Annotated in this window: 19 protein-coding genes and 3 pseudogenes; 6 read left to right on the top strand and 16 right to left on the bottom strand. The window is 65.7% G+C overall.

Annotation, left to right across the window (positions count from 1 at the left end):
* Positions 1–11: 11 nt before the first annotated feature.
* The gene (locus tag ACETMP_RS18180) at positions 12–1,499 is read right to left on the bottom strand and encodes an EAL domain-containing protein (protein WP_375157256.1); all 1,488 of its coding nucleotides are present in this window, start codon (positions 1,497–1,499) and stop codon (positions 12–14) included.
* Between the two features lie 310 nt (positions 1,500–1,809).
* Here ACETMP_RS18180 and ACETMP_RS18175 point away from each other — a divergent pair, with 310 nt between their 5' ends.
* The gene (locus tag ACETMP_RS18175) at positions 1,810–2,649 is read left to right on the top strand and encodes a class I SAM-dependent methyltransferase (protein ID WP_375157255.1); all 840 of its coding nucleotides are present in this window, start codon (positions 1,810–1,812) and stop codon (positions 2,647–2,649) included.
* 66 nt (positions 2,650–2,715) lie between these two features.
* Here the strand turns inward: ACETMP_RS18175 and ACETMP_RS18170 are convergent, their stop codons facing one another.
* The 7 genes and pseudogenes from ACETMP_RS18170 to uvrC form a co-directional block, all read right to left on the bottom strand.
* The gene (locus ACETMP_RS18170) at positions 2,716–3,846 is read right to left on the bottom strand and encodes a YihY/virulence factor BrkB family protein (RefSeq protein ID WP_375157254.1); all 1,131 of its coding nucleotides are present in this window, start codon (positions 3,844–3,846) and stop codon (positions 2,716–2,718) included.
* Positions 3,846–4,433, bottom strand: a complete 588-nt coding sequence (locus tag ACETMP_RS18165; protein WP_375157253.1) for a phage holin family protein — start codon at positions 4,431–4,433, stop codon at positions 3,846–3,848. The genes ACETMP_RS18170 and ACETMP_RS18165 overlap by 1 nt, the downstream gene beginning before the upstream one ends.
* Before the next feature lie 92 nt (positions 4,434–4,525).
* Positions 4,526–5,486: pseudogene (gene prmB, locus ACETMP_RS18160) on the bottom strand (50S ribosomal protein L3 N(5)-glutamine methyltransferase).
* Positions 5,486–5,968, bottom strand: coding sequence for a molybdenum cofactor biosynthesis protein MoaE (locus ACETMP_RS18155; RefSeq protein WP_028134373.1), 483 nt, complete (start codon positions 5,966–5,968; stop codon positions 5,486–5,488). Before ACETMP_RS18155 ends, prmB begins: the two are co-directional and overlap by 1 nt.
* 4 nt (positions 5,969–5,972) lie before the next feature.
* A complete protein-coding gene (moaD, locus tag ACETMP_RS18150) occupies positions 5,973–6,224 on the bottom strand; it encodes a molybdopterin converting factor subunit 1 (RefSeq protein WP_375157252.1) in 252 nt (83 codons plus the stop codon).
* Positions 6,221–6,838 carry a CDP-diacylglycerol--glycerol-3-phosphate 3-phosphatidyltransferase gene (pgsA, locus tag ACETMP_RS18145; RefSeq protein ID WP_375157251.1) on the bottom strand — a complete coding sequence of 206 codons (618 nt, stop codon included), beginning with the start codon at positions 6,836–6,838 and terminating at the stop codon, positions 6,221–6,223. The genes moaD and pgsA overlap by 4 nt, the downstream gene beginning before the upstream one ends.
* A gap of 108 nt (positions 6,839–6,946) precedes the next feature.
* Positions 6,947–9,006: pseudogene (gene uvrC, locus ACETMP_RS18140) on the bottom strand (excinuclease ABC subunit UvrC).
* Positions 9,007–9,246: 240 nt separating this feature from the next.
* Here uvrC and ACETMP_RS18135 point away from each other — a divergent pair.
* The gene (locus ACETMP_RS18135; protein WP_375157250.1) at positions 9,247–9,870 is read left to right on the top strand and encodes an outer membrane protein; all 624 of its coding nucleotides are present in this window, start codon (positions 9,247–9,249) and stop codon (positions 9,868–9,870) included.
* Between the two features lie 99 nt (positions 9,871–9,969).
* On the opposite strand, the gene ACETMP_RS18130 is transcribed toward ACETMP_RS18135, so the two are convergent.
* The 4 genes from ACETMP_RS18130 to ACETMP_RS18115 all read right to left on the bottom strand — a co-directional run bounded on the left by ACETMP_RS18130 (position 9,970) and on the right by ACETMP_RS18115 (position 12,745).
* Positions 9,970–10,185: a cold-shock protein gene (locus tag ACETMP_RS18130; RefSeq protein WP_008544396.1), complete on the bottom strand. Its 216-nt coding sequence runs from the start codon at positions 10,183–10,185 to the stop codon at positions 9,970–9,972.
* 266 nt (positions 10,186–10,451) lie between these two features.
* Entirely contained in the window at positions 10,452–11,312 is an 861-nt protein-coding gene (locus tag ACETMP_RS18125; RefSeq protein ID WP_257176495.1) for a 23S rRNA (adenine(2030)-N(6))-methyltransferase RlmJ, read from the bottom strand.
* 147 nt (positions 11,313–11,459) lie between these two features.
* Positions 11,460–12,164, bottom strand: coding sequence for a ribonuclease T (locus ACETMP_RS18120; RefSeq protein ID WP_375157249.1), 705 nt, complete (start codon positions 12,162–12,164; stop codon positions 11,460–11,462).
* Between the two features lie 119 nt (positions 12,165–12,283).
* Complete coding sequence (locus ACETMP_RS18115) at positions 12,284–12,745, bottom strand: hypothetical protein (protein WP_028134380.1); 462 nt, start codon at positions 12,743–12,745, stop codon at positions 12,284–12,286.
* Between the two features lie 184 nt (positions 12,746–12,929).
* Between ACETMP_RS18115 and ACETMP_RS18110 the strand changes: the two genes are divergently transcribed.
* Together ACETMP_RS18110 and ACETMP_RS18105 are read left to right on the top strand one after the other, a co-directional pair.
* Positions 12,930–13,229: a hypothetical protein gene (locus ACETMP_RS18110; RefSeq protein WP_375157248.1), complete on the top strand. Its 300-nt coding sequence runs from the start codon at positions 12,930–12,932 to the stop codon at positions 13,227–13,229.
* Positions 13,230–13,269: 40 nt separating this feature from the next.
* On the top strand, positions 13,270–13,800 hold the full coding sequence (locus ACETMP_RS18105; RefSeq protein WP_375157247.1) for a DUF3617 domain-containing protein: 531 nt from the start codon (positions 13,270–13,272) through the stop codon (positions 13,798–13,800).
* A gap of 138 nt (positions 13,801–13,938) precedes the next feature.
* Here ACETMP_RS18105 and ACETMP_RS18100 read toward each other — a convergent pair whose 3' ends face one another.
* The 4 genes and pseudogenes from ACETMP_RS18100 to ACETMP_RS18085 form a co-directional block, all read right to left on the bottom strand.
* Positions 13,939–14,220: a hypothetical protein gene (locus ACETMP_RS18100; RefSeq protein ID WP_375157246.1), complete on the bottom strand. Its 282-nt coding sequence runs from the start codon at positions 14,218–14,220 to the stop codon at positions 13,939–13,941.
* Positions 14,221–14,269: 49 nt separating this feature from the next.
* Positions 14,270–15,659: pseudogene (locus tag ACETMP_RS18095) on the bottom strand (ATP-binding protein).
* A gap of 19 nt (positions 15,660–15,678) precedes the next feature.
* Positions 15,679–16,410, bottom strand: a complete 732-nt coding sequence (locus tag ACETMP_RS18090; RefSeq protein WP_375157245.1) for a response regulator — start codon at positions 16,408–16,410, stop codon at positions 15,679–15,681.
* A complete protein-coding gene (locus ACETMP_RS18085; RefSeq protein ID WP_028134385.1) occupies positions 16,407–16,949 on the bottom strand; it encodes a MarR family winged helix-turn-helix transcriptional regulator in 543 nt (180 codons plus the stop codon). Before ACETMP_RS18085 ends, ACETMP_RS18090 begins: the two co-directional genes overlap by 4 nt.
* A gap of 340 nt (positions 16,950–17,289) precedes the next feature.
* On the opposite strand from ACETMP_RS18085, the gene ACETMP_RS18080 reads away from it, so the two are divergent.
* Complete coding sequence (locus ACETMP_RS18080) at positions 17,290–18,372, top strand: branched-chain amino acid aminotransferase (RefSeq protein ID WP_375157244.1); 1,083 nt, start codon at positions 17,290–17,292, stop codon at positions 18,370–18,372.
* 112 nt (positions 18,373–18,484) lie between these two features.
* A complete protein-coding gene (locus tag ACETMP_RS18075) occupies positions 18,485–19,009 on the top strand; it encodes a YegJ family protein (protein WP_375157243.1) in 525 nt (174 codons plus the stop codon).
* The last annotated feature ends 89 nt before the right edge of the window (positions 19,010–19,098 follow it).

The following is a 19,098-nucleotide window of genomic DNA, read 5'->3' as shown; positions in this document are numbered from 1 at the left end:
GGTGCGGCCGATCAGATGCGGCGCGCCAGCGCCGCATTGCCGGTGATGCGTTGTGCCGGAGCAGCGGCCGCGCCAGATGTCGCGCCTTGGCTGGGGGAAGCGGAGCCATTGGTTCCTTGCGTGTCCTGCGCCTGGTTCGGCGCGGCCCCGCCGGTAGCAGATGCCCCTTCCGGCCGCAATGGTCGGGGCGGCGCGAACAGGAAGCCCTGGCCGAACCGCACGTCATAGTCGAGCAGGTCCACGACCGCGCGCTCGCCCTCGATCCTTTCGGCGATCAGGTCGATGCCGAAGCGGCCGAGCAGGTCGGAGAGGTCGGAGGGATGGATGTCCGAGGTCGACGCCCGCCTGGGGTCGAGCAGCAGCGCGGCCGGCACCTTGATGAAGCGCACCCCGCGGTCGGCCAGCTCGCGCGGCTCGATGCGCAGGTCCGTGACGTGGTCCATCGAAAAGCGGAAGCCGCGCTGGGCGAGTGCGGCGAGATTCTCGGTCTCGGTCGGGCCGAGATTGCGGAAGGTCGATTGCTTGAACTCCAGCACCAGCGAGGGCGCCAGCGCCCGGTTGGCTTCGAGGAAGTCGAGGCATTGTGCGAAGGTGGTGGAATTGCCGAGCGTGGACGCCGCGACGTTGCAGAACACGCCGACGTCCTTGTTGCGCACCATCAGGCGCCGCAGCACCTGCACACAGCGCAGCATCACCATGTTGTCGATGCGCCCGATGAGCCCGGAAGCCTCCGCGATGCTGATGAACTCCTCCGCTGCGACCAGCTGGTCGCGTTCGTCGCGCAGGCGCGTCACCGCCTCGTAGAACCGCACCTTGCGCTGCGGCAGCGTCACCATCGGCTGGAGGAAGATATCGATGCGGTTCTCGTCGATGGCATTACGCAGCGTCGCCAGCAATTGAGTCTGGTTGCGCCCGGTGGCCGTCTGAATCGGGCTGGAGACCGGGGGCTGGACCGCCGGCGCTGGCCGCGGCTGCGCCGATGCCGACGGAGGCGGAGGTGCTGCGGCAAGCGGGGGAGGGGCGGCCGGCCGCTCCTCGAACGGCGCAACCAGCTCGATCGGCGGCTCCGGCTCGGACTTGAGCTCGGACTTGAGCTCGGACCTGGCGACCGGGGCGGGCGCCGCCGCGCCGCCGGCCAGCATGTCCTCATGGGCCGACACGGTGGTGGCGAGCTGTCTGACCAATCCGCCGAGCTCGTTGATCTCGCCGACCACCGACTGGATGCGGTCGGAGTTGGTCGAATTGGACGAGGCGATGCGTGCCTCGATCGCGGCCAAGCGGCGGCCGAACTCGGCCACCTGGCGGGCGAGGTCGGCGGTGCCGCGCGACAGATCCGTGATCTGGCCGCCGACGTCGCTGCGGTCACGCAGCCGCATCGACACGGCGTTGTAGAGGATGAGGAAGGTCAGCGCGGTGAGCGCCACGATCGCGGACTCGGTTCCGCTGATACCGGCGACGGCGTAGAGCACAAGCCCGAGCGAGGCCGCGACCAGAACCATGCAAATGGCGATGAAAATCGTCGAAATGCAGAATCATGCCGCGCGTTACGCCTCAAGAGCTGACTGCTTTCCCCGGGAAAACACGGGTCGCGTTCGAACCCGTCGCGGCTCATGCTTCCCCAAGCAATGCATGACCCTAACATCATTGCTGATTCGAGGGGATAGTGACTGTCTGGCGGCCTGCAGCAGGCTCGTCGCGGCTCCCATCAGCAAATCAAGGCGCTCTCAGCGCAAAATAACGCTTCTCTCAAGGCCAGCGGACCGCATGCGCCCTATCGTCCCGGCGTTTTTAACCCCAGGAGATTTGCCCATGTCGACATCCGCAGCCCTCAAACAGCCCACATCCCAGCCCGATCTTGCCGCCGTCAAGCTGCGCCAGCACGGTGCCTGGTCGTCGGGCGACTATGCCGTTGTCGGCACCACCTTGCAGATCGTCGGCGAACAGCTCTGTGAGGCAGTCGATTTGCGCGCCGGCAGCAAGGTGCTGGACGTCGCCGCCGGCAACGGCAACGCGACGCTGGCCGCGGCGCGGCGCTGGTGTGACGTCACATCCACCGACTATGTGCCGGCGCTGCTCAAGCGCGGCCAGGAGCGCGCGGCGGCGGACCATCTGATGGTCGAATTTCGCGAGGCTGACGCCGAAGCGCTGCCGTTTGCGGACGCGAGCTACGACGTCGTGCTCTCGACCTTCGGCGTGATGTTCACACCGGACCAGGAAAAGGCGGCCTTCGAGCTTGCACGCGTCTGCAAACCCGGCGGCAAGATCGGCCTTGCCAACTGGACCCCGCAGGGTTTCATCGGCCAGCTGTTCAGGACCATCGGCAAGCATCTGCCGCCGCCAGCCGGGGTGAAGTCTCCGGCGCTATGGGGCACGCCGGCGCGGCTCGAGGAGATGTTCGCAAGCCAGGCCTCGGATATTTCGGCCGAGCCGCGCATGTTTGTGTTCCGCTATCGCTCGCCCGAGCACTGGCTCGACGTCTTCAAGACCTTCTACGGGCCGACGCTGAAGGCGTTTGCCGCGCTCGACGAGAGCGGGCAGGCCGCGCTGAGGCGCGATCTCCTGGCGCTGCTCGGCGAGTTCAACCATGCCGACGACGGCACCATCGTCGTGCACAGCGAATATCTGGAAGCCGTCATCACCAAGCGCTGACATGTCGCTCGATCGGGCCGGGTGAGTTCCGGCCCGATCGTCGTCATTGGCTAAAATGGCGCGGCGTCAGGCCGGCGCGGCGGCGCCGACGGTGTCGGCCGAGACCGCATCGCGGGTGCCGAGCGGCTTGGGCTGCCCCTCGGTCGTGTCCCTCAGCGTCTGCCGCTCGATCTCCGAATTCAGCTCGGCGCCGAACATGATGACGATCGCCGACATCCACATCCACGTCATCAGGCCGATCGCGGCGCCGAGAGAGCCATAGGTCGCGTTGTAATTGGCGAACTCGGAGAGATACCAGGACAGCAGTGCCGAGCCGGCGATCCAGAGCAGGGCGGCGGTCACCGCGCCGAGGCTCAGCCATTGCCAGCGTGGTGCGTCGCGGCTGGGCGCGAAGCGGTAGAGGATCGCGAGCGCGACCAGCAGGACGAGGAACATGAGCGGCCATCGTGCCAGCGCCACGATCAGCTTGCTTTCGGGCGCCATGCCGAGATGATTGAGTGCCAGCGGGAAGGCGACGACAACCCCCACCATCACCAGCAGCGCAACGATGCCGCCGATCGTGAAGGCGAGCGACACCGTGTTGAGCTTGATGAAGCTGCGCTTCTCACGCTCCTCATAGGCCACGTTGAGGGCATCGAAGATCGCCTTGACCCCGGCATTGGCGCTCCAGATCGCCAGCAGGAGGCCGAACAGGAAAGTGGCGCCCAGCGTGGTATTGCCGTTCGAGACCACGCGCGCCACCTGGTCCTCGACGATCTGGAAGGAACCCTCGGGCAGCATGGTCGCCAGCGTCTGCAGGTTGGCGCTGATCGTGGCGGGATCGGCGAACAGGCCGTAAGAGGAAACCAGTGCTGTGACCGCCGGAAAGATCGCGAGTAGCCCGAAGAAGACGACGCCGCCCGCGGTCGCGAGCAGGCGGTCCTCGTCGATGCGCTGATAGGTCCGCCAGAAGATGTCCTTCCAGCCGGCCCACGGGATCGAGAACGGGCTCTTCGCACGGCGGCCGTGCCCGGGCTGCACGGCCGCGCGCGCCGGGTGTGTTTCCGGTGAATTCGCCTCGCCTTTGCGGTGGTCTTGCGGAGGGCCCGACCCGACCAGGCCCGAGCCCTGGAAGTAGCGCTCCGCCGTCAGCACGAACACGGCTGTTGCCGCCACCAGCAGCCAGGAATCGATCTGCTCGGAGCGCCGCGGCAGCATCAAGCGTCCAATCGATGACCGTGCCGCCTGCGGCGCACCGCCGTATACCCCGCCAGTCCAATCGCCGCGAGCATTAGGCCAAGCTGCACGGGTCGGTTGGTGCGAACCGGCCAGGCTCCTGCGCCATGGCGGCGCTCGCCCGGCGCCAGCGGCGCAAGGGGAGTCGTGGTCGCGACCTCTTTCACGGCCTCCTTGACCGTTCCGCGGGGAATCCGCGGGGTCGCAATGGCAACGCGCAACCGGCTGGCAAGCGGCACGATCGGCTTGGTTTTGCGCTTCGTTTGCGCCATCGCCACGCCGGCGCAGACCGCCGCCAGCACCAGCAGCACGCCCGCGACGACACCGAAACCCCAGAACTGCCCGTAGCTGATGGCGACCCAGCGGTACAAGGCGATCAGGCCGACGAAGAACGCCGCCATGACGAACAGGCCCGCGGCCGCGAACAGCCCGCCGGCCACGGCGTAAGACGTCACCTTGCCGGTGGCCTGGCTGGTCTGGTCGCGCAGATAGGATTGCGCGGCCCGTTTGACGTGATTGAGCTTCAGCGCCATGCCGGCGCGCAGCAATTCGCCCGATGGCGCGAGCATCTGGACATCCTCCGAGAGCGGCAAAATTCGTTCGGAGGATGAACGTGGCCGAATTTGACTTGTTCCGACCGCGCTCCGTTCGCCGCGATGAATCAGCCGAGATCGGCGGCCGCGACCCAGAACACCTCGCCCTCGGACTCCTCGGTGTCGAGCCAGAGCAGCGGCAGGTCCGGGAAAGCCTCGTCGACCAGGTCCCGGCCGCGGCCGATCTCGCAGATCAGCCCGCCATCCGGCGTCAGGTGATCGGGCGCCTCGCGCAGGATGCGGCGCACCACGTCAAGGCCGTCGGCGCCGCCATCGAAGGCGAGCTTGGGCTCGGCCCGACATTCCGGCGGCAGCGCGGCCATGCCTTCGGCATCGACGTAAGGCGGGTTGGTGATGATCAGATCGTACCTGCTGTCACCGAGGGGAGCGAACAGGTCGCCGCGATAGAGGTTGATCCGCTCCTCGAGCCCGTAGTCGCCGACATTGCGGGCGGCGACTTCGAGCGCGCCCTTGGAGATGTCGACGGCATCGACAACGGCGTTCGGGAAATGATGCGCGGCGAGGATGGCGAGGCACCCCGACCCCGTGCAGAGATCGAGCACGCGCCCGACGGCGGTGGGATCGTCGATCAGCGACCCGGCCTCGCCGTCGCCGCCGAAATGCGAATCCAGGAGCTCGCCGATGAAGGAGCGCGGAACGATGACGCGCTCGTCGACATAGAAGGGCAGGCCGCGCATGTAGATCTTGTTGACGAGATAGGCGGCCGGTTTGCGCGTGGTCACGCGCTGGTGGATCAGATCGAGGACGGTCTTGCTTTCCGCGGCCGTGACGCGCGCGTTGGCGAAGCTCTCGAGGCTGTTCGGGATGCAGATGCAGCGCCTCGCAGACCAGAAAGGCGGCTTCGGCGACCGGATCCGTCGTGCCGTGGGCAAAAGCGAGCTTGGCCTCATTGAAGCGGCTCACCGCATAGCGGACGAAATCGAGCAGCGTGAGCAGCTCGCCGCGCCCCACTTTCGCGAGCTTTGGCGCGGCGCGCCGGCGCGCAGTCTTCTTGGATGCTCTTGCCATCAGGATTTGGTCCAGCGTGCGGCGGCTTCGTCGTCACGGGCCTGGGCTTCGACCCAGCCGGTGCCGGTGGCGCTCTCTTCCTTCTTCCAGAACGGGGCGTTGGTCTTGAGGTAATCCATCAGGAACTCGGCCGCCTGGAACGCGGCCTGGCGATGCTGCGAGGCGGTCAGCACCAGCACGATGTTCTGGCCCGGCATGAAGCGACCGACACGGTGGATCACCGTGACGCCGTTGAGCGGCCAGCGCGAGACGGCCTCGTCGGCATGACGCCTGATCTCTTCCTCGGCCATGCCGGGATAATGCTCGAGCGTCAGCGCCGCGACCTTCGCGCTGTCATCGTCGGCGCGGCAGATGCCGGAGAAGCTCACGACCGCGCCGATGTCGGTCCGGCTCCGGGTCAGGGCCGCGATCTCGCGGGCGATGTCGAAATCGTCTTCCTGAATCCGGATGGTGACGGGGCAGGTGGCGACAGCGGAGGTCATGGGCCTAGCCGCCGGTCATCGGCGGGAAGAACGCGATCTCGCGGGCGCCGGCGATCGCGGCGTCGGACTTGACGTGGGCGTGGTCGATGGCGGCGCGGATCACCTTCGGCTTCTCGAACGCGTAGGCATAGGCCTCGCTCTGGCCGGACAGCCAGGCAATCAGCTCCTCGACGGTGCGCACGGTCGGCGGCGGCTCGATGGTCTCCTCCGCCTTGCCGACGCGCTCGCGCACCCAGGCAAAATACTTCACCTTCATCCCTCGTCCTCCTTGATGAGGTGATGGATGCCGGCGCGGAAATAATCGTAGCCGGTGTAGATGGTCACGATCGCCGAGGCCCACAGCAGCGCCAACCCGATCATCGAGACCACGGGCACCACCTCGTCGCCGGCAGGTCCGGCGAGCAGGAAGCCGATCGCGACGAGCTGGACCGTGGTTTTCCACTTCGCAAGCTTGGTCACGGGCACGCTGACGCGGAGCGCGGCGAGATATTCGCGCAGGCCCGAGACCAGGATCTCGCGGCACAGGATCACGATGGCGGCCCACAGCGACCAGCCATGAATGATGCCGTCGGCGGCCAGCATCAAGAGGCAGGAGGCGACCAGCAGCTTGTCGGCGATCGGGTCCAGCATCCGGCCGAAGGCCGATTGCTGATTCCAGATCCGCGCATAATAGCCGTCAAGGTAATCGGTGACCGCGGCCGCGATGAAAATGGCGACTGCAACCCAGCGCAGCCACAGCGGCTGATCCAGGATCGACTGCGCATAGATGCACCCGACCACGACCGGGATCGCGGCGATCCGGCCATAGGTCAGGAGATTGGGGAGGGACATCGCGCGGCTGGTGGTCCCTCGTGTCGTGGCGATGTTCATCCGTCCTACCAATACCGCTGCAGCCTGAAGGTCAACCGTTCCGCTCCCCAGATGGGGTGCGGGATGCGACGACCATATGACCGAGGCTACCTTTGGGTCCCCTTTAGTTCATCCCGGCTGGGGATGGAAATACTCGAAAATCCTGCGCGCGCTCTCGGCGCTCACCCCTGGAACCTTGCCGAGATCGGCGATCGAAGCGCGCTCGATCTCCTTCAGGGTCCCGAAATGATGCAGCAAGGCACGTTTGCGTGACGGACCGATGCCCGGATCTCCTGCAAACCCGCCTCGCGGATGTCCTTCTTGCGCAGCTTGCGGTGCGAGCCGATGACGAAGCGGTGGGCCTCGTCGCGCAAGCGCTGGATGAAATAGAGCACGGGGTCTCGCGGCTCCAGCTTGATGGCCTCGCGTTCCGGCATGAACAGGGTCTCGCGGCCGGCATCCCGGTCCGGTCCCTTGGCCACCGACATCAGCGACACCTGGCTCAGGCCGAGATTGGCGAAGATCTCGCGGACGGCGTTGAGCTGGCCCCGGCCGCCGTCGATGATGACGAGGTCAGGCCATTGCGGAAAATCGTCGTCCTTGGCCTTGGTGGCGGCATCCTCCGGTGGATTGATCAGGCGCTTGAAGCGCCGCTCCAGCACCTCGCGCATCATGGCGAAGTCGTCGCCGGGCGTGATCCCTTCCGACTTGATGTTGAACTTGCGGTACTGGTTCTTCACGAAGCCGTCGGGGCCGGCGACGATCATGGCGCCGACCGCATTGGTGCCCTGGATATGGCTGTTGTCGTAGACCTCGATGCGCTTGGGCGGATGCGGCAGGCTCAGCGTCGCGGCCATGGCCTCCAGCAGCCGGCTTTGCGTGGCGGTGTCGGCGAGCTTGCGGCCGAGCGCCTCGCGCGCATTGGTCAGGGCGTGGATGACCAGCTCCTTCTTCTCGCCGCGCTTGGGCGCAGTGACCTCGACCTTGTGGCCGACCTTGATCGCCAGCGCATTGGCGAGCAGATCGCTCTCCTCGATCTCGTGAGAGAGCAGGATGTTCCTGGGCGGCGGCTTGTCGTCGTAGAACTGCGCGAGGAAGGAGCCGAGCACCTCTTCGGGGGTGAACGACTTCTCCGCGCGCGGAAAATAGGCGCGGTTGCCCCAGTTCTGGCCGGTGCGGAAGAAGAACACCTCGACGCAGGAGAACCCGCCTTCCTGGTGGATGGCGAACACGTCGGCTTCCTCGACCGTGCGCGGATTGATGCCCTGCTGCGACTGGATCGCCGAGAGTGCAGCGAGGCGGTCGCGGTAGAGCGCCGCGCGCTCGAACTCGAGCTCACCCGCCGCCTTCTCCATCTCGCCGGCGAGCTCCTGCTTCACCGCGTGGCTCTTGCCGGACAGGAAGTCGCTCGCCTCGCGCACCAGCGTCGTATAGCCGCCAAAGTCGATCTCGCGGGTGCAGGGGCCGGCGCAGCGGCGGATCTGGTACAGCAGGCAGGGCCGGGTTCGGCTCTCGAAGAAGGAATCGGTGCAGGAGCGGATCAGGAACGCGCGCTGCAGCGCCGTGATGGTGCGGTTGACCGCCCCGGCGGAGGCGAACGGACCGAAATAGCGTCCGGGCCGGCTCTGCGCGCCGCGATGTTTCAGGATCTGCGGCGCCCAATGATCGCCGGTGATCAGGATATAGGGAAACGACTTGTCGTCGCGCAGCTGCACGTTGAAACGCGGCCGCAGCTGCTTGATGAGATTGGCTTCCAGCAGCAGCGCTTCGGTCTCGGTGTTGGTCGAGACGATCTCCACCGTCACGGTGGCGGCGATCATGCGCAGGATGCGCGCCGGCTGCGGCGCGCTCTGACGCGCATAGCTCGACAGGCGTTTCTTGACGTTCTTGGCCTTGCCGACATAGAGCACGTCGGCATTGGCGTTGAGCATGCGATAGACGCCGGGCGAGGTCGGGGCGAGGCGGACCGCGCGCTCGATCGCCTCATGGCCGGTCGCCAGCGGCTCCTCGCCGACCGCGCCGCTTTCCTCCAGGATATCAGGCAGCCGCGAATCATCCTCGTCGTCGCCGCCCGGGGCGGCGGGATCGACGTCCGGCGCCGTCAACGTCTCCGGCGGCACGTCGCTCGCCGCAGCGCGCGGCAGTTTGCGCGCGCGTTCGTCCGGATTGTCGGTGGAATCGTGAACCATGGGGCGATCTAGGCGCTCGGGGTGCCGATTTGAAGTTCCGGCCGTGCGGCACGCACAGGACGGCGGCGGTAACGCTTCCTTAAGTCTGTTAACAGCGCGGTAACCCGGCTTAACAGCCCTTTAAGCTAAAACTCTCGATAAATCCTGCGCGAAAAAGTGGTGGTTCCGTAACCATGCGGTTTGCCTCGCGCGGCAAGCGCAGGCGCCGCAGCGGCGACGGCAGTTGCGTTGGAGTGAGTGATGAAGAGGCTCGTTGTGGGCGCGGCCGCGTTGGTTGCAGCCGGCTGGACAGCTTCGGCAGAGGCCGCCGATCTCAATTACGGGCAGCGCGCCCCCTATACCGTCAACCAGCCGCTCAATGCCTATAGCTGGGCGGGTCCCTATCTCGGCGGCAACATCGGCTACGAATGGGGCTCGGTCGACAACAATCCCTCGAAGCCGTCGGGCTTCGTCGGCGGCGTGCAGGCCGGCTACAATTTCCAGAACGGCCCTTGGGTGTTCGGTGTCGAGGGCGATATCCAGGCCAGCGGTGCCGACGACACTTTCGCGCCGTGGAAGTTCTCCAATCCGTGGTTCGGCACATTGCGCGGCCGCGCCGGCTATGCCTTCAACAACGTGCTGTTCTACGGCACCGCGGGCCTTGCGTTCGGCGAGCTGCGTGGACAGACCTTCGGCTGGGCGGAATCGCACACCACCGCAGGCTGGACCATCGGCGGCGGCGCGGAAGTCGGCCTCACTTCGAACTGGAGCGCCAAGCTCGAATATCTCTACATCGACCTGTCGACCAGCCAGTTTGCGATTACGGGGGTGTCAAACGGCTATAGCGCCAGCGTCGTTCGCGCAGGCGTGAACTATCGCTTCTGATAGCTGAAGAAGAAAATACCGGACAACACCTTCCCGGCCGCTCGCGGCCGGGATTTTTTTTGCACGAAATATTGCGCGGCGTGCTTTGCGTCAGGCCCGCTAGGAGAGGATGACCAGGTTGACCGCCTTCGGCCCCTTCCCCTTCTTGTCCGGTTCGACTTCGAAAGTAATGCGCTGTCCTTCCGCAAGGTCCTTCAGTCCGGCCCGCTCCACAGCAGTAATGTGCACGAAGACGTCGCGGCCGCCGTCGTCAGGCTTGATGAAACCGTAGCCGCGTTCGCCGTTGAAAAACTTGACCGTTCCCGTCATGGCCATCGGGAAACTCCCCCTCATTGCTCCTCCGCCGCGACGCAGACTCACGTCGCGACATGACCGGGCCTTACGAAGCCCGGGAGAGCTGGCCATCCTTGGGCGGACCCTGACGGTCCGGCCGGATCTTTCTTAGGCCTTCACTCCGCCGCAACCATTCGCGGAAGCGGAACGTAAAGCCAGTCACAGAAACAGCATAATACGGTTCTCTGCGGATTGACTACCGCTCCTGCATATTTTTCCCAAGAATGCCGGAGTGTTACGGCTTTGCTCTAGGGCTTGGGTACCTCCAATCGGAATCTGGCAGCGCCGCCTTGGCCGAGCGGCATTTCCAGCTCGGGCAGGATGGTCTTGAGCTCGCCCTGCAGCGTGTAGGGCGGATTGACGATCAGCAGGCCGGCAGAGGAAAGAGCCCCGCCATCGAGCTGGGGCGCGACGCTGAATTCGAGGCGCAGGCATTTTCCCGGTGGTTTTGCTGCGGCTGCGAGCCGTGCCACCGTCTGGGCCAGTGTGTCGGTGGCACGCCGGCTCTTGGCCGGATACCAGATGACATAGATACCGGTCGGCCATTTCGCGAAGGCGGTGGAGAAGGCTTCGCCCAACCGCTCGAACTCGTCCTTGGCCTCGAACGGCGGATCGATCAGCACGAGGCCGCGCCGCTCCTTCGGCGGCACGAAGGCCGGCAGTGCCACCCAGCCGTCGAGGTCGACCACGCGGGCCTGTTCGTCGCGGCGCAGCACGCCGATCAGCGCCTTCCGCGCCTTCGGCTCGAGCTCGCAGGCCACCAGCCGGTCCTGCGGCCTGAGCAGGCCGCGCGCGATCAGCGGCGAGCCCGGATAGGCCTTGAGCTCCCCCTTCGGATTGTAGGCGCGCACGATGTCGAGATAGGGCTTGGTCAGCGCCGCGCTCTCGTTCGACAAACGGGCCTGCATCAGCCGCGCGATGCCGGTGAGCCATTCGCCGCTCCGGCGCGCCTCGTCGCTGTCGAGATCGTAGAGGCCGGCTCCGGCATGGGTATCGATGACGCGGAACGGACCCGGCTTGTCCTGCAGATAGGTGATGATGCGGGCCAGCACGATGTGCTTGATGACATCGGCGAAGTTGCCGGCGTGGAAGGCGTGGCGGTAGTTCATGGTGGAGAGTTACGACATCGCGCGCCGAAAGTAACGGCCGTCATTCCGGGGCGGTGCGCCCGCACCGGACCCGGAATCCATTTTGCTATCGGTGACGCGGATAGATGGATTCCGCTCCGCGCGCCCGGCAATGACGGCGGAGCAATCCTACCCGCCCCTGATCGGCGGCATCGTCACCTGCTCGCGGCGGCAGGCGCGGCGATCGGTTTCCTCGCAGGCACGGAATTGCAGGTCCTTGCTGAGGCAGATGCGGACCTCCGAGAGCCGGGTGCGGTTGCAGGTGACCGAGACGGCGGCATTGCTCAGCCCCGGATTGGCCTTGATGAAGGCCTCCTCGACCTCCGCCGGTGCCACCGTCTTGGTCTGCGACAGATCGAGATATTCGGCCGGAATCTTGATCGCGGCGCGCGCCTTGCGGATGGCCTCGAAATAGCTGCGACCGGCGAGGCCCGAGCAGGTGCCGTGCTTGTCCCATTCGTTGAAGATCAGCCCCGGCGCCGGCATCAGATCGAGCATCGAGGAGACGATGCTGCGGTTCAGCCGCGGTGCGGGCCGCTGGCAATATTCCGGGAAGCCATTCTCATATTGCGGCCACAGCCCATGCACCACGAAGGCGTAGGGCCGCCCGCTGCACTGGAGCTGGGAGCGGCCGCCACGCTCGGCCGCCTCCTCGCAGAACGAGGGCGACCATGACAGCGACAGCACGTAAAAATCGAACTCGCCCGGTGCGTTCTGCCGCTTGTCCTGGGCCATGGCGTCGCCGGCGAACGAGGCCAGGCCGGCTGCCAGGATCAGGGAAAGGGCCAGCGAGATCACCAGGCGAGAGAAGGAATGCAATCCGGGATGAAACATGGCAACGCCCCTCAACTAGACTGTGCAAGGAAGCCTAGCAGGCGACAAGAACATTTCAAGAACAAAATTCCGGTGACCGCCGTTTGACCGCTGATGGCCGACGCAGGGGCGCCTCGGACTCAAGGTCTGGCGGCGCGGCAGGCCGGATTGTAAGCCCAGTTGCGGTCGAGCCCGACCACGCACCATTCGACGCCGCTGCCGTAGCCGGCGAATCCACCATCCTCGATGAGCGAGTAGTGCACCTTGCGCACCTTGCCGTCGGTGAGCATGGCGTCAGCGCTGCAATAGCGGCGCGGGATGTTGTCGGACTGCCAGGGCCGGAACGCGGTCTCGTGAACGGCGGAGAAGCCGGTGATCTTCAACGAGGAATTCCAGAACGTGCTTTCCTTTTCCCAGAACTGGGTCGCGATCGTCGGCAGCGCCCGGTCGCAACCGGCGACGGCGCCGTCATAGCGCGGTCCGCTCAGCCAGAAATTCATCTCCAGCGGATTGGCGGCCCTGGCCTCGCCGAGCGATACCGCCCCGAGCATGAGGCCGAGCACGGCGGCATAGCGGAATGATTTCAGGGAGGGGGCGCGCATGGATAATCCGGACAGCTAAGGTCTTGCGAAGGTCGGACGGTGCCGCGAAGGCCAGGGAGGTCAAGTGCAGCGCGGCAACACTTCGCCAGGACTTGACCACAACGTCGCGGTCGGCACGGCTTCGGTTCTTTCCACTTCCATCCCGGCACCGTAGACTGGCGGCCAGCCAATTGGAGTGACGGGAATGCGAATCATTGCGGCCGCGGGTCTTCTCGCCAGCCTGGTTGCCTCGGGTATGACGGCGAGCCAGTCGGCGCGTGCCGATTATGTGCCGCCGTTCAAGGGCAATGACACCGGCGGCATCATCGCCTATTCGATGGCCATCCAGGTCGACGCACGTCAGGTCGCGGTCGATCACTGCGCGCGCTACGGCAAGGTGGTCAAATTCCTGGGCGTGCAGGCTTATGAGGGCGGCTACATCTCGTTCTCCTGCCGCTGGGTGCCCTACGGCGCCGCCGAGCAGCCGATCCGCACGCTTTACTGAGGCGGTGTCGTACGCCGCAATCTCTCAGTTGGGAGACCCCATGACGCGCAAACTCGCTTTGCTCGGCTCGGTGCTTTGCCTCGCGGTGTCGGCGGGCGGTGCCTTTGCCGACGATCTGCCGGTGCGCAAGGCCGGCCTCTGGGAAATGAAGCTGGCCACCTCAGGCTCGCCCGTGCCCGAGATGACCATGCAGCACTGCACCGACGAGACCGTCGACAAGGAGATGAGCAACAACGTCTCCCCGATGGCCAAGCAGATCTGCGCCAAGCAGGAGATCAAGAAGACCGCGACCGGCTATGTCAGCGATTCCGAGTGCAGCGTCGCCGGCGTCAACACCACCTCGCACGCCGAGATCACGGGCGATTTCAACTCGGCCTATACAGTGAAGACCACCTCGCACGCAAAAGGCGGCGCCGCCGGCGCGGCGGGACGCGATACGACCATGACGCTGCAAGCAAAATGGCTGGGGGCGTGCAAGCCGGACCAGAAGCCCGGCGACGTCGTGATGCCCGGCGGCTTCAAGATGAACGTGCGCGACATGGACAAGCTGAAGGCGCTGCTGCCGAAGTAGGGCAGGTGTTATTTCAACGCCTGGGCCAACGGGCCGTCCATGGCCGCAAGCGCTGACCAGCCCGGCTTGCTTCCGGCTTCCAATCTCGCGAGATAGTCATCGCGCAGAAGGATTTTGGCGGCGAGACGGCCGCCGACTTCATCCCACGCGACGGTGAAATCGTTTGTCGTGTCGGGAGGGGCGAAGCGAGAGCTTTTTATTGACGAGGGACGCCGGATTGGCGAACGGAAGGTTCGCCGCGTCGTGCCACTCAGGCTCAATCGGGGCGGGGCAGCGATTGTAGAGCCACACGTCGCTACAGATCTTCCCGTTCCGATCGAGCATGTAGGCATAGGCCACCTTGCCATCATCCTCGATGATGACTGCGCTCTCATCGAACGGTGAGACGAATTTGGCGACGAAACCGTCCGTGCAGTTCATGCTTCCTCTAACCCCCAGGATTGGTGCGCCTCTCGCCGGGCCGCTTCCCCTACACCGGGATCCGCACGCTCGCCCGCAATCCGCCCATCGGGCTGTCGCCGAGCGTGATGTCGCCGCCGTGGGAGCGGGCGATGTCGCGGGCGATAGCAAGGCCAAGGCCGGTGCCGCCTTCGTCCTGGTTGCGGGCGTTGTCCAACCGCAGGAACGGCTTGAATACTTCTTCGCGCAAATGCGCGGGAATGCCCGGGCCGTCGTCGTCGATCGTCACGGTCAAATAACGATGATCGCGCTGGCCGGTGATGGCGATGCTCTTGCCGTAGCGCGCCGCGTTGGTGACGAGGTTGGCGAGGCAGCGCTTGAACGAGGCCGGCTTCACCGTCACCACCGGCAGGCCGTGGAAGGCGACGGTCGCGGTGTGGCCATGGCGCTCGGCATCGCTGCGCAGTTCCTCGAGCGCCTGCGCCATGTCGGTCGGCTGCGACTGCTCGCCGGAATCGCCGCGCGCGAAGGCGAGGTAATCCTCCAGCATCATCGACATCTCGTCGACGTCCTTGCGCATGCCCTCGAGGCTCGGGGCTGTCGCCGATCAGCGCCAGCTCGAGCTTGAAACGGGTCAGGATGGTGCGCAGATCGTGGCTGACGCCGGCGAGCATCGCGGTGCGCTGCTCCATCGTGCGCTCGATGCGCGACTTCATCTCGAGAAAGGCGACGGAGGCGCGCCGCACCTCGCGCGCGCCGCGCGGGCGGAAGTTCGGGGCTTCGCGGCCCTTGCCGAAGCTTTCGGCGGCGTCGGCAAGCCGCAGGATCGGCTTGATCTGGTTGCGCAGGAATAGCACCGCGACGATCAGCAGGATCGAGGACGTGCCGACCATCCAGAACAGGAAGATCTCCGAATTCGAGGCGTAGGCGGCGCTGCGCTGTGCGAACACGCGCATCACGGCATCGTCGAGCTGGATGCGAATCTCGACCAGATTGGAGCGGCCGACCGTATCGATCCAGAACGAGCGCCCGATCTGGCGGCCGAGCTGCACCGACAGGGTCTGGTCGAGCAGCGAGAAGAATGGCTTCGGTCCCGGCGGCGGCATGTCGCCGGCGGGCAGAAAATCGACCACGAGGCCGAGCCGCTGCTGGGCGATGCGGCGGATCTGGTCGCGGTCCTTGTCCTGCGGATAGCCCTTGTAGACGTCGATCAGTGCGGCGATGTCCTGCACCACCGCGGCCGACAGGCGGCGCGTCACCGTGTTCCAGTGCCGCTCCATGAACACGAAGGCGACGACCGATTGCAGCACCACCATCGGCACGATCATGATGAGGAGCGCGCGGGCGTAGAGGCCGGTCGGCATCCAGCCCTTGAACGCGTTGCCCATCCAGCCATTGGCGGCGGAGACGCGGCCGGCGGCGCTCTTCAGAAGCGTCAGGCCGGTGTCGATCGTGCTCATCTGGCGCGCTTCACTTGAGTTATGGCGACGCCACCAGCCGGTAGCCGATGCCGCGCACCGCCTGGAGGAACAGCGGATTGGCTGGGTCGGTCTCGATCTTGCGCCGCAGGCGGTTGATCTGCACGTCGACGGCGCGCTCGTTGACGCTGCCATTGCCGGTCAGGGCGCTGCGCGGCACGGTCTCGCCCGGCGTCTCCGCGAGAATGCGCAGCATCTCGCGCTCGCGGTCGGTGAGGTGGATGACCTCCTCGCCCTGGCGCAGCTCGCCGCGCTCGAGGTGGTAGATGTAGGGACCGAAGGCGATCTTCTCGATCGTCGTGGCCTGCGGCGGCGGAGCGGCGCGCTTGAGGATGTTGTTGATGCGCAGCGCCAGCTCGCGCGGCTCGAACGGTTTTGCCACGTAGTCGTCGGCGCCGATCTGCAGGCCCTCGATGCGGGCCTCCGCCTCGTGCCGCGCCGTGAGCATCACGATCGGCACCGAGGAGGATGTGCGGATGAAGCGGGCGAGATCGAAGCCGGTCTCGCCGGGCATCATCACGTCGAGGATCAAGAGGTCGAAATGCAGACCCAGCAATTTCGATCGTGCATCACCGGCGCTTGCGGCGGTGGTGACGCGGTAGCCTTCGCCGGCAAGGAAGCGCGAGAGCAGATCGCGGATGCGGCGGTCGTCGTCGACCAGCAGCAGATGCGGCGCGTCGTCGGCAGGGCGCGCCGGCGGACGGGCGAGAGTGGCAGCGAGCGACACGGTCACTCCTTGGTGGTTTGATTGACGGAAGCGAAGATGGTCTCGAGCACCTTGTCCGGATCGTCCCGATCGATCATCGCGCGCAGGAAGCGCTTGACCGTCTCGGCGTCCTGCGGACCGATCTCGGCGAGCGCCTTGGTGATCCGCGTGGTCTGCAGCCCGGCGAGCTTCTGCACCAGCGCTTCGCCTTTCGGCGTCGCATAGAGCAGGCGCTGGCGGCGGTCGTTGTCACCGGTCTTCTGCACGATGTAACCCTCGTCCAGGAGCTGCTTGAGCACGCGGCCGAGCGATTGCTTGGTGATGCGCAGGACATCGAGCAGATCGGCGACCTTGAGGCCGGGATAGCGGTAGACGAAGTGCATGACCCGGTGATGGGCCCGGCCGAAGCCGAAAGCCTCCAGCTCCTGGTCGGGATCGCCGACGAAATCGCGATAGGCGAAGAACAGCAGCTCGATGATATCCCAGCGCAAATTGCCTCCATCGCCTGCCGCCGGCCGAGGCTCGGCGGCGTCTTCAGCGGGACTCGCGAAATTTATGTCAGGCATATTGACGTATCTTGGGTTCAATGTTACAAAACGAACAGCCCGCACGAAATTTTAGGTCGTTTCGCGGCGGACGGCATCGAAGCGGGACGGCGGAAGGAGCCGGACAGGCGACGACGGCCGGATCAGATCTACCGTGCGATTGTCGAGCGGCATTTCGGCAAAACATACTGGACTTCCGCCTCCCGCAAAAGCATGTCCTCAGCGACATGCTGGCCACGGGAAACCGGCCGTAACAAGGCTGGCGACGGGGTCCAGCCAGAAACCAATCAAGCCGGCCGGCCCCGACGGGGGCGGGCGGGCGCGAGAAACAGCGCCGTTACCGGCAGCGGGAGCCAAGGACATGAGCATGACATTCGACATCCAGCCCGCAATCCATCCGACGCCCGAGAAGGACCGCGTCGCCAAGCTGGTCGACCCCGGCTTCGGGCGGGTCTTCACCGATCACATGGCGATCGTCCGCTACAACCAGGCCAAGGGCGGCTGGTACGAGGCGAAGATCGAAGCGCGCGCCAATTTCCAGCTCGATCCGGCCGGCGCCGTCCTGCACTACGCGCAGGAGATCTTCGAAGGCCTGAAGGCCTACAAGCGCGACGATGGCGGCGTGAACCTGTTCCGGCCCGACGCCAATGCGCGGCGCTTCAGGGACTCGGCCGACCGCATGGCGATGGCCCAGCTGCCGGAAGACGTCTTCATCGAGGCCGTCGAGCAGGTCGTGCGCATCGATCGCGCCTGGATGCCGGGCGGCGAGGGGAGCCTTTACCTGCGGCCCTTCATGATCGCGAGCGAGACCTTCCTCGGCGTCAAGCCGTCGTCCGAATACATCTTCGCGGTGATCGCCTCGCCGGTCGGCTCCTATTTCAAGGGCGGTCCTGCGCCGGTCTCGATCTGGGTGTCGGAGAACTACACGCGCGCGGCGGTCGGCGGCACCGGCGCGGTCAAATGCGGCGGCAATTATGCCGCCAGCCTGCGCGCGCAGGCCGAGGCGATGCAGCACGGCTGCGATCAGGTCGTCTTCCTCGATGCGATCGAGCGCCGCTACGTCGAGGAGCTCGGCGGCATGAACGTGTTCTTCGTGTTCGACGACGGCTCGCTGTCGACCCCGCCGCTCGGCACCATCCTGCCCGGCATCACCCGCGATTCCATCATCACGCTGGCCCGCGATGCCGGCAAGACCGTGCGCGAGGAGCCGTATTCGCTCGAGCAGTGGCGCAAGGATGCCGCCAGCGGCCGCCTGAAGGAAGCTTTTGCCTGCGGCACCGCCGCCGTGATCTCGCCGATCGGCAAGGTGCGTTCGGTCAGCGGCGATTTCGAGATCTCCGGCGGCGCCGCCGGCCCCGTGGCCATGGGCCTGCGCAAGCAGCTCGTCGACATCCAGTACGGCCGCACCAACGATCCGCACAATTGGATCCGCAAGGTGTTCTGAGTGTCTCCCTCTCCCCGCAAGCGGGGAGAGGCGAAGGGCTGACACCATGAACGCCCCGCCATGATCTCGCGACAAAGCCAGGACGCATCAAGGCATCCTAGGTATCGCGATCATGGCAGCAAGACTCTCCCAACCCGTGAAACGGGTCGTTCTCGCCGCAATCACCGGCATCTCGGTTTTCGGCATTCTGACCATCGGCCCGACGCACGAAGTCGTCGCGCAAGACCGTTCGCCGATCGTCGACGTGCGCACCAGCGATCCCGAGATGAATGCGGCGATGGCGCGGGCCCGCGGCACGCTGCCGGCCTTCTGGGCCTCCTACGAGGCGCAGAAGCGGTCGGAGACCGGGCACGCCTTGAAGGTGCGTTTTTCGACCCGCGAGGGCGGCGAGCACATCTGGATCGGCGAGGTGAAGAAGCAGCCCGACGGGACCTTTACCGGTCTGTTTGCCAACCAGCCGCGCGATCTGCCGGGCAAGCATGCCGGCGACAAGGTTTCGTTCACGGAGGCCGACATCTCGGACTGGATGTTCATGCGCAACGGCAAGATCGTCGGTGGCGAAACCATCAAGCCGACGCTGAAATCGCTGCCGAAGGCGGACGCCGATGCACTGCGGGCGCGGATGGAGCAGCCGTAAACGTGATGCGTCATTCCGGGGCGCCCGAAGGGCGAACTATGGTGCGCAATTGCGCACCTGAGAATCTCGGAGATTCCGGGTTCTCGCTT

The sequence above is a fragment of the Bradyrhizobium dasycarpum genome (assembly GCF_042019905.1).
In the GTDB taxonomy this organism is placed as follows: domain Bacteria; phylum Pseudomonadota; class Alphaproteobacteria; order Rhizobiales; family Xanthobacteraceae; genus Bradyrhizobium; species Bradyrhizobium japonicum_B.
The sequence above is the reverse complement of the archived record's forward strand: the minus strand, read 5'-3'. Positions and strand labels throughout refer to the sequence as shown.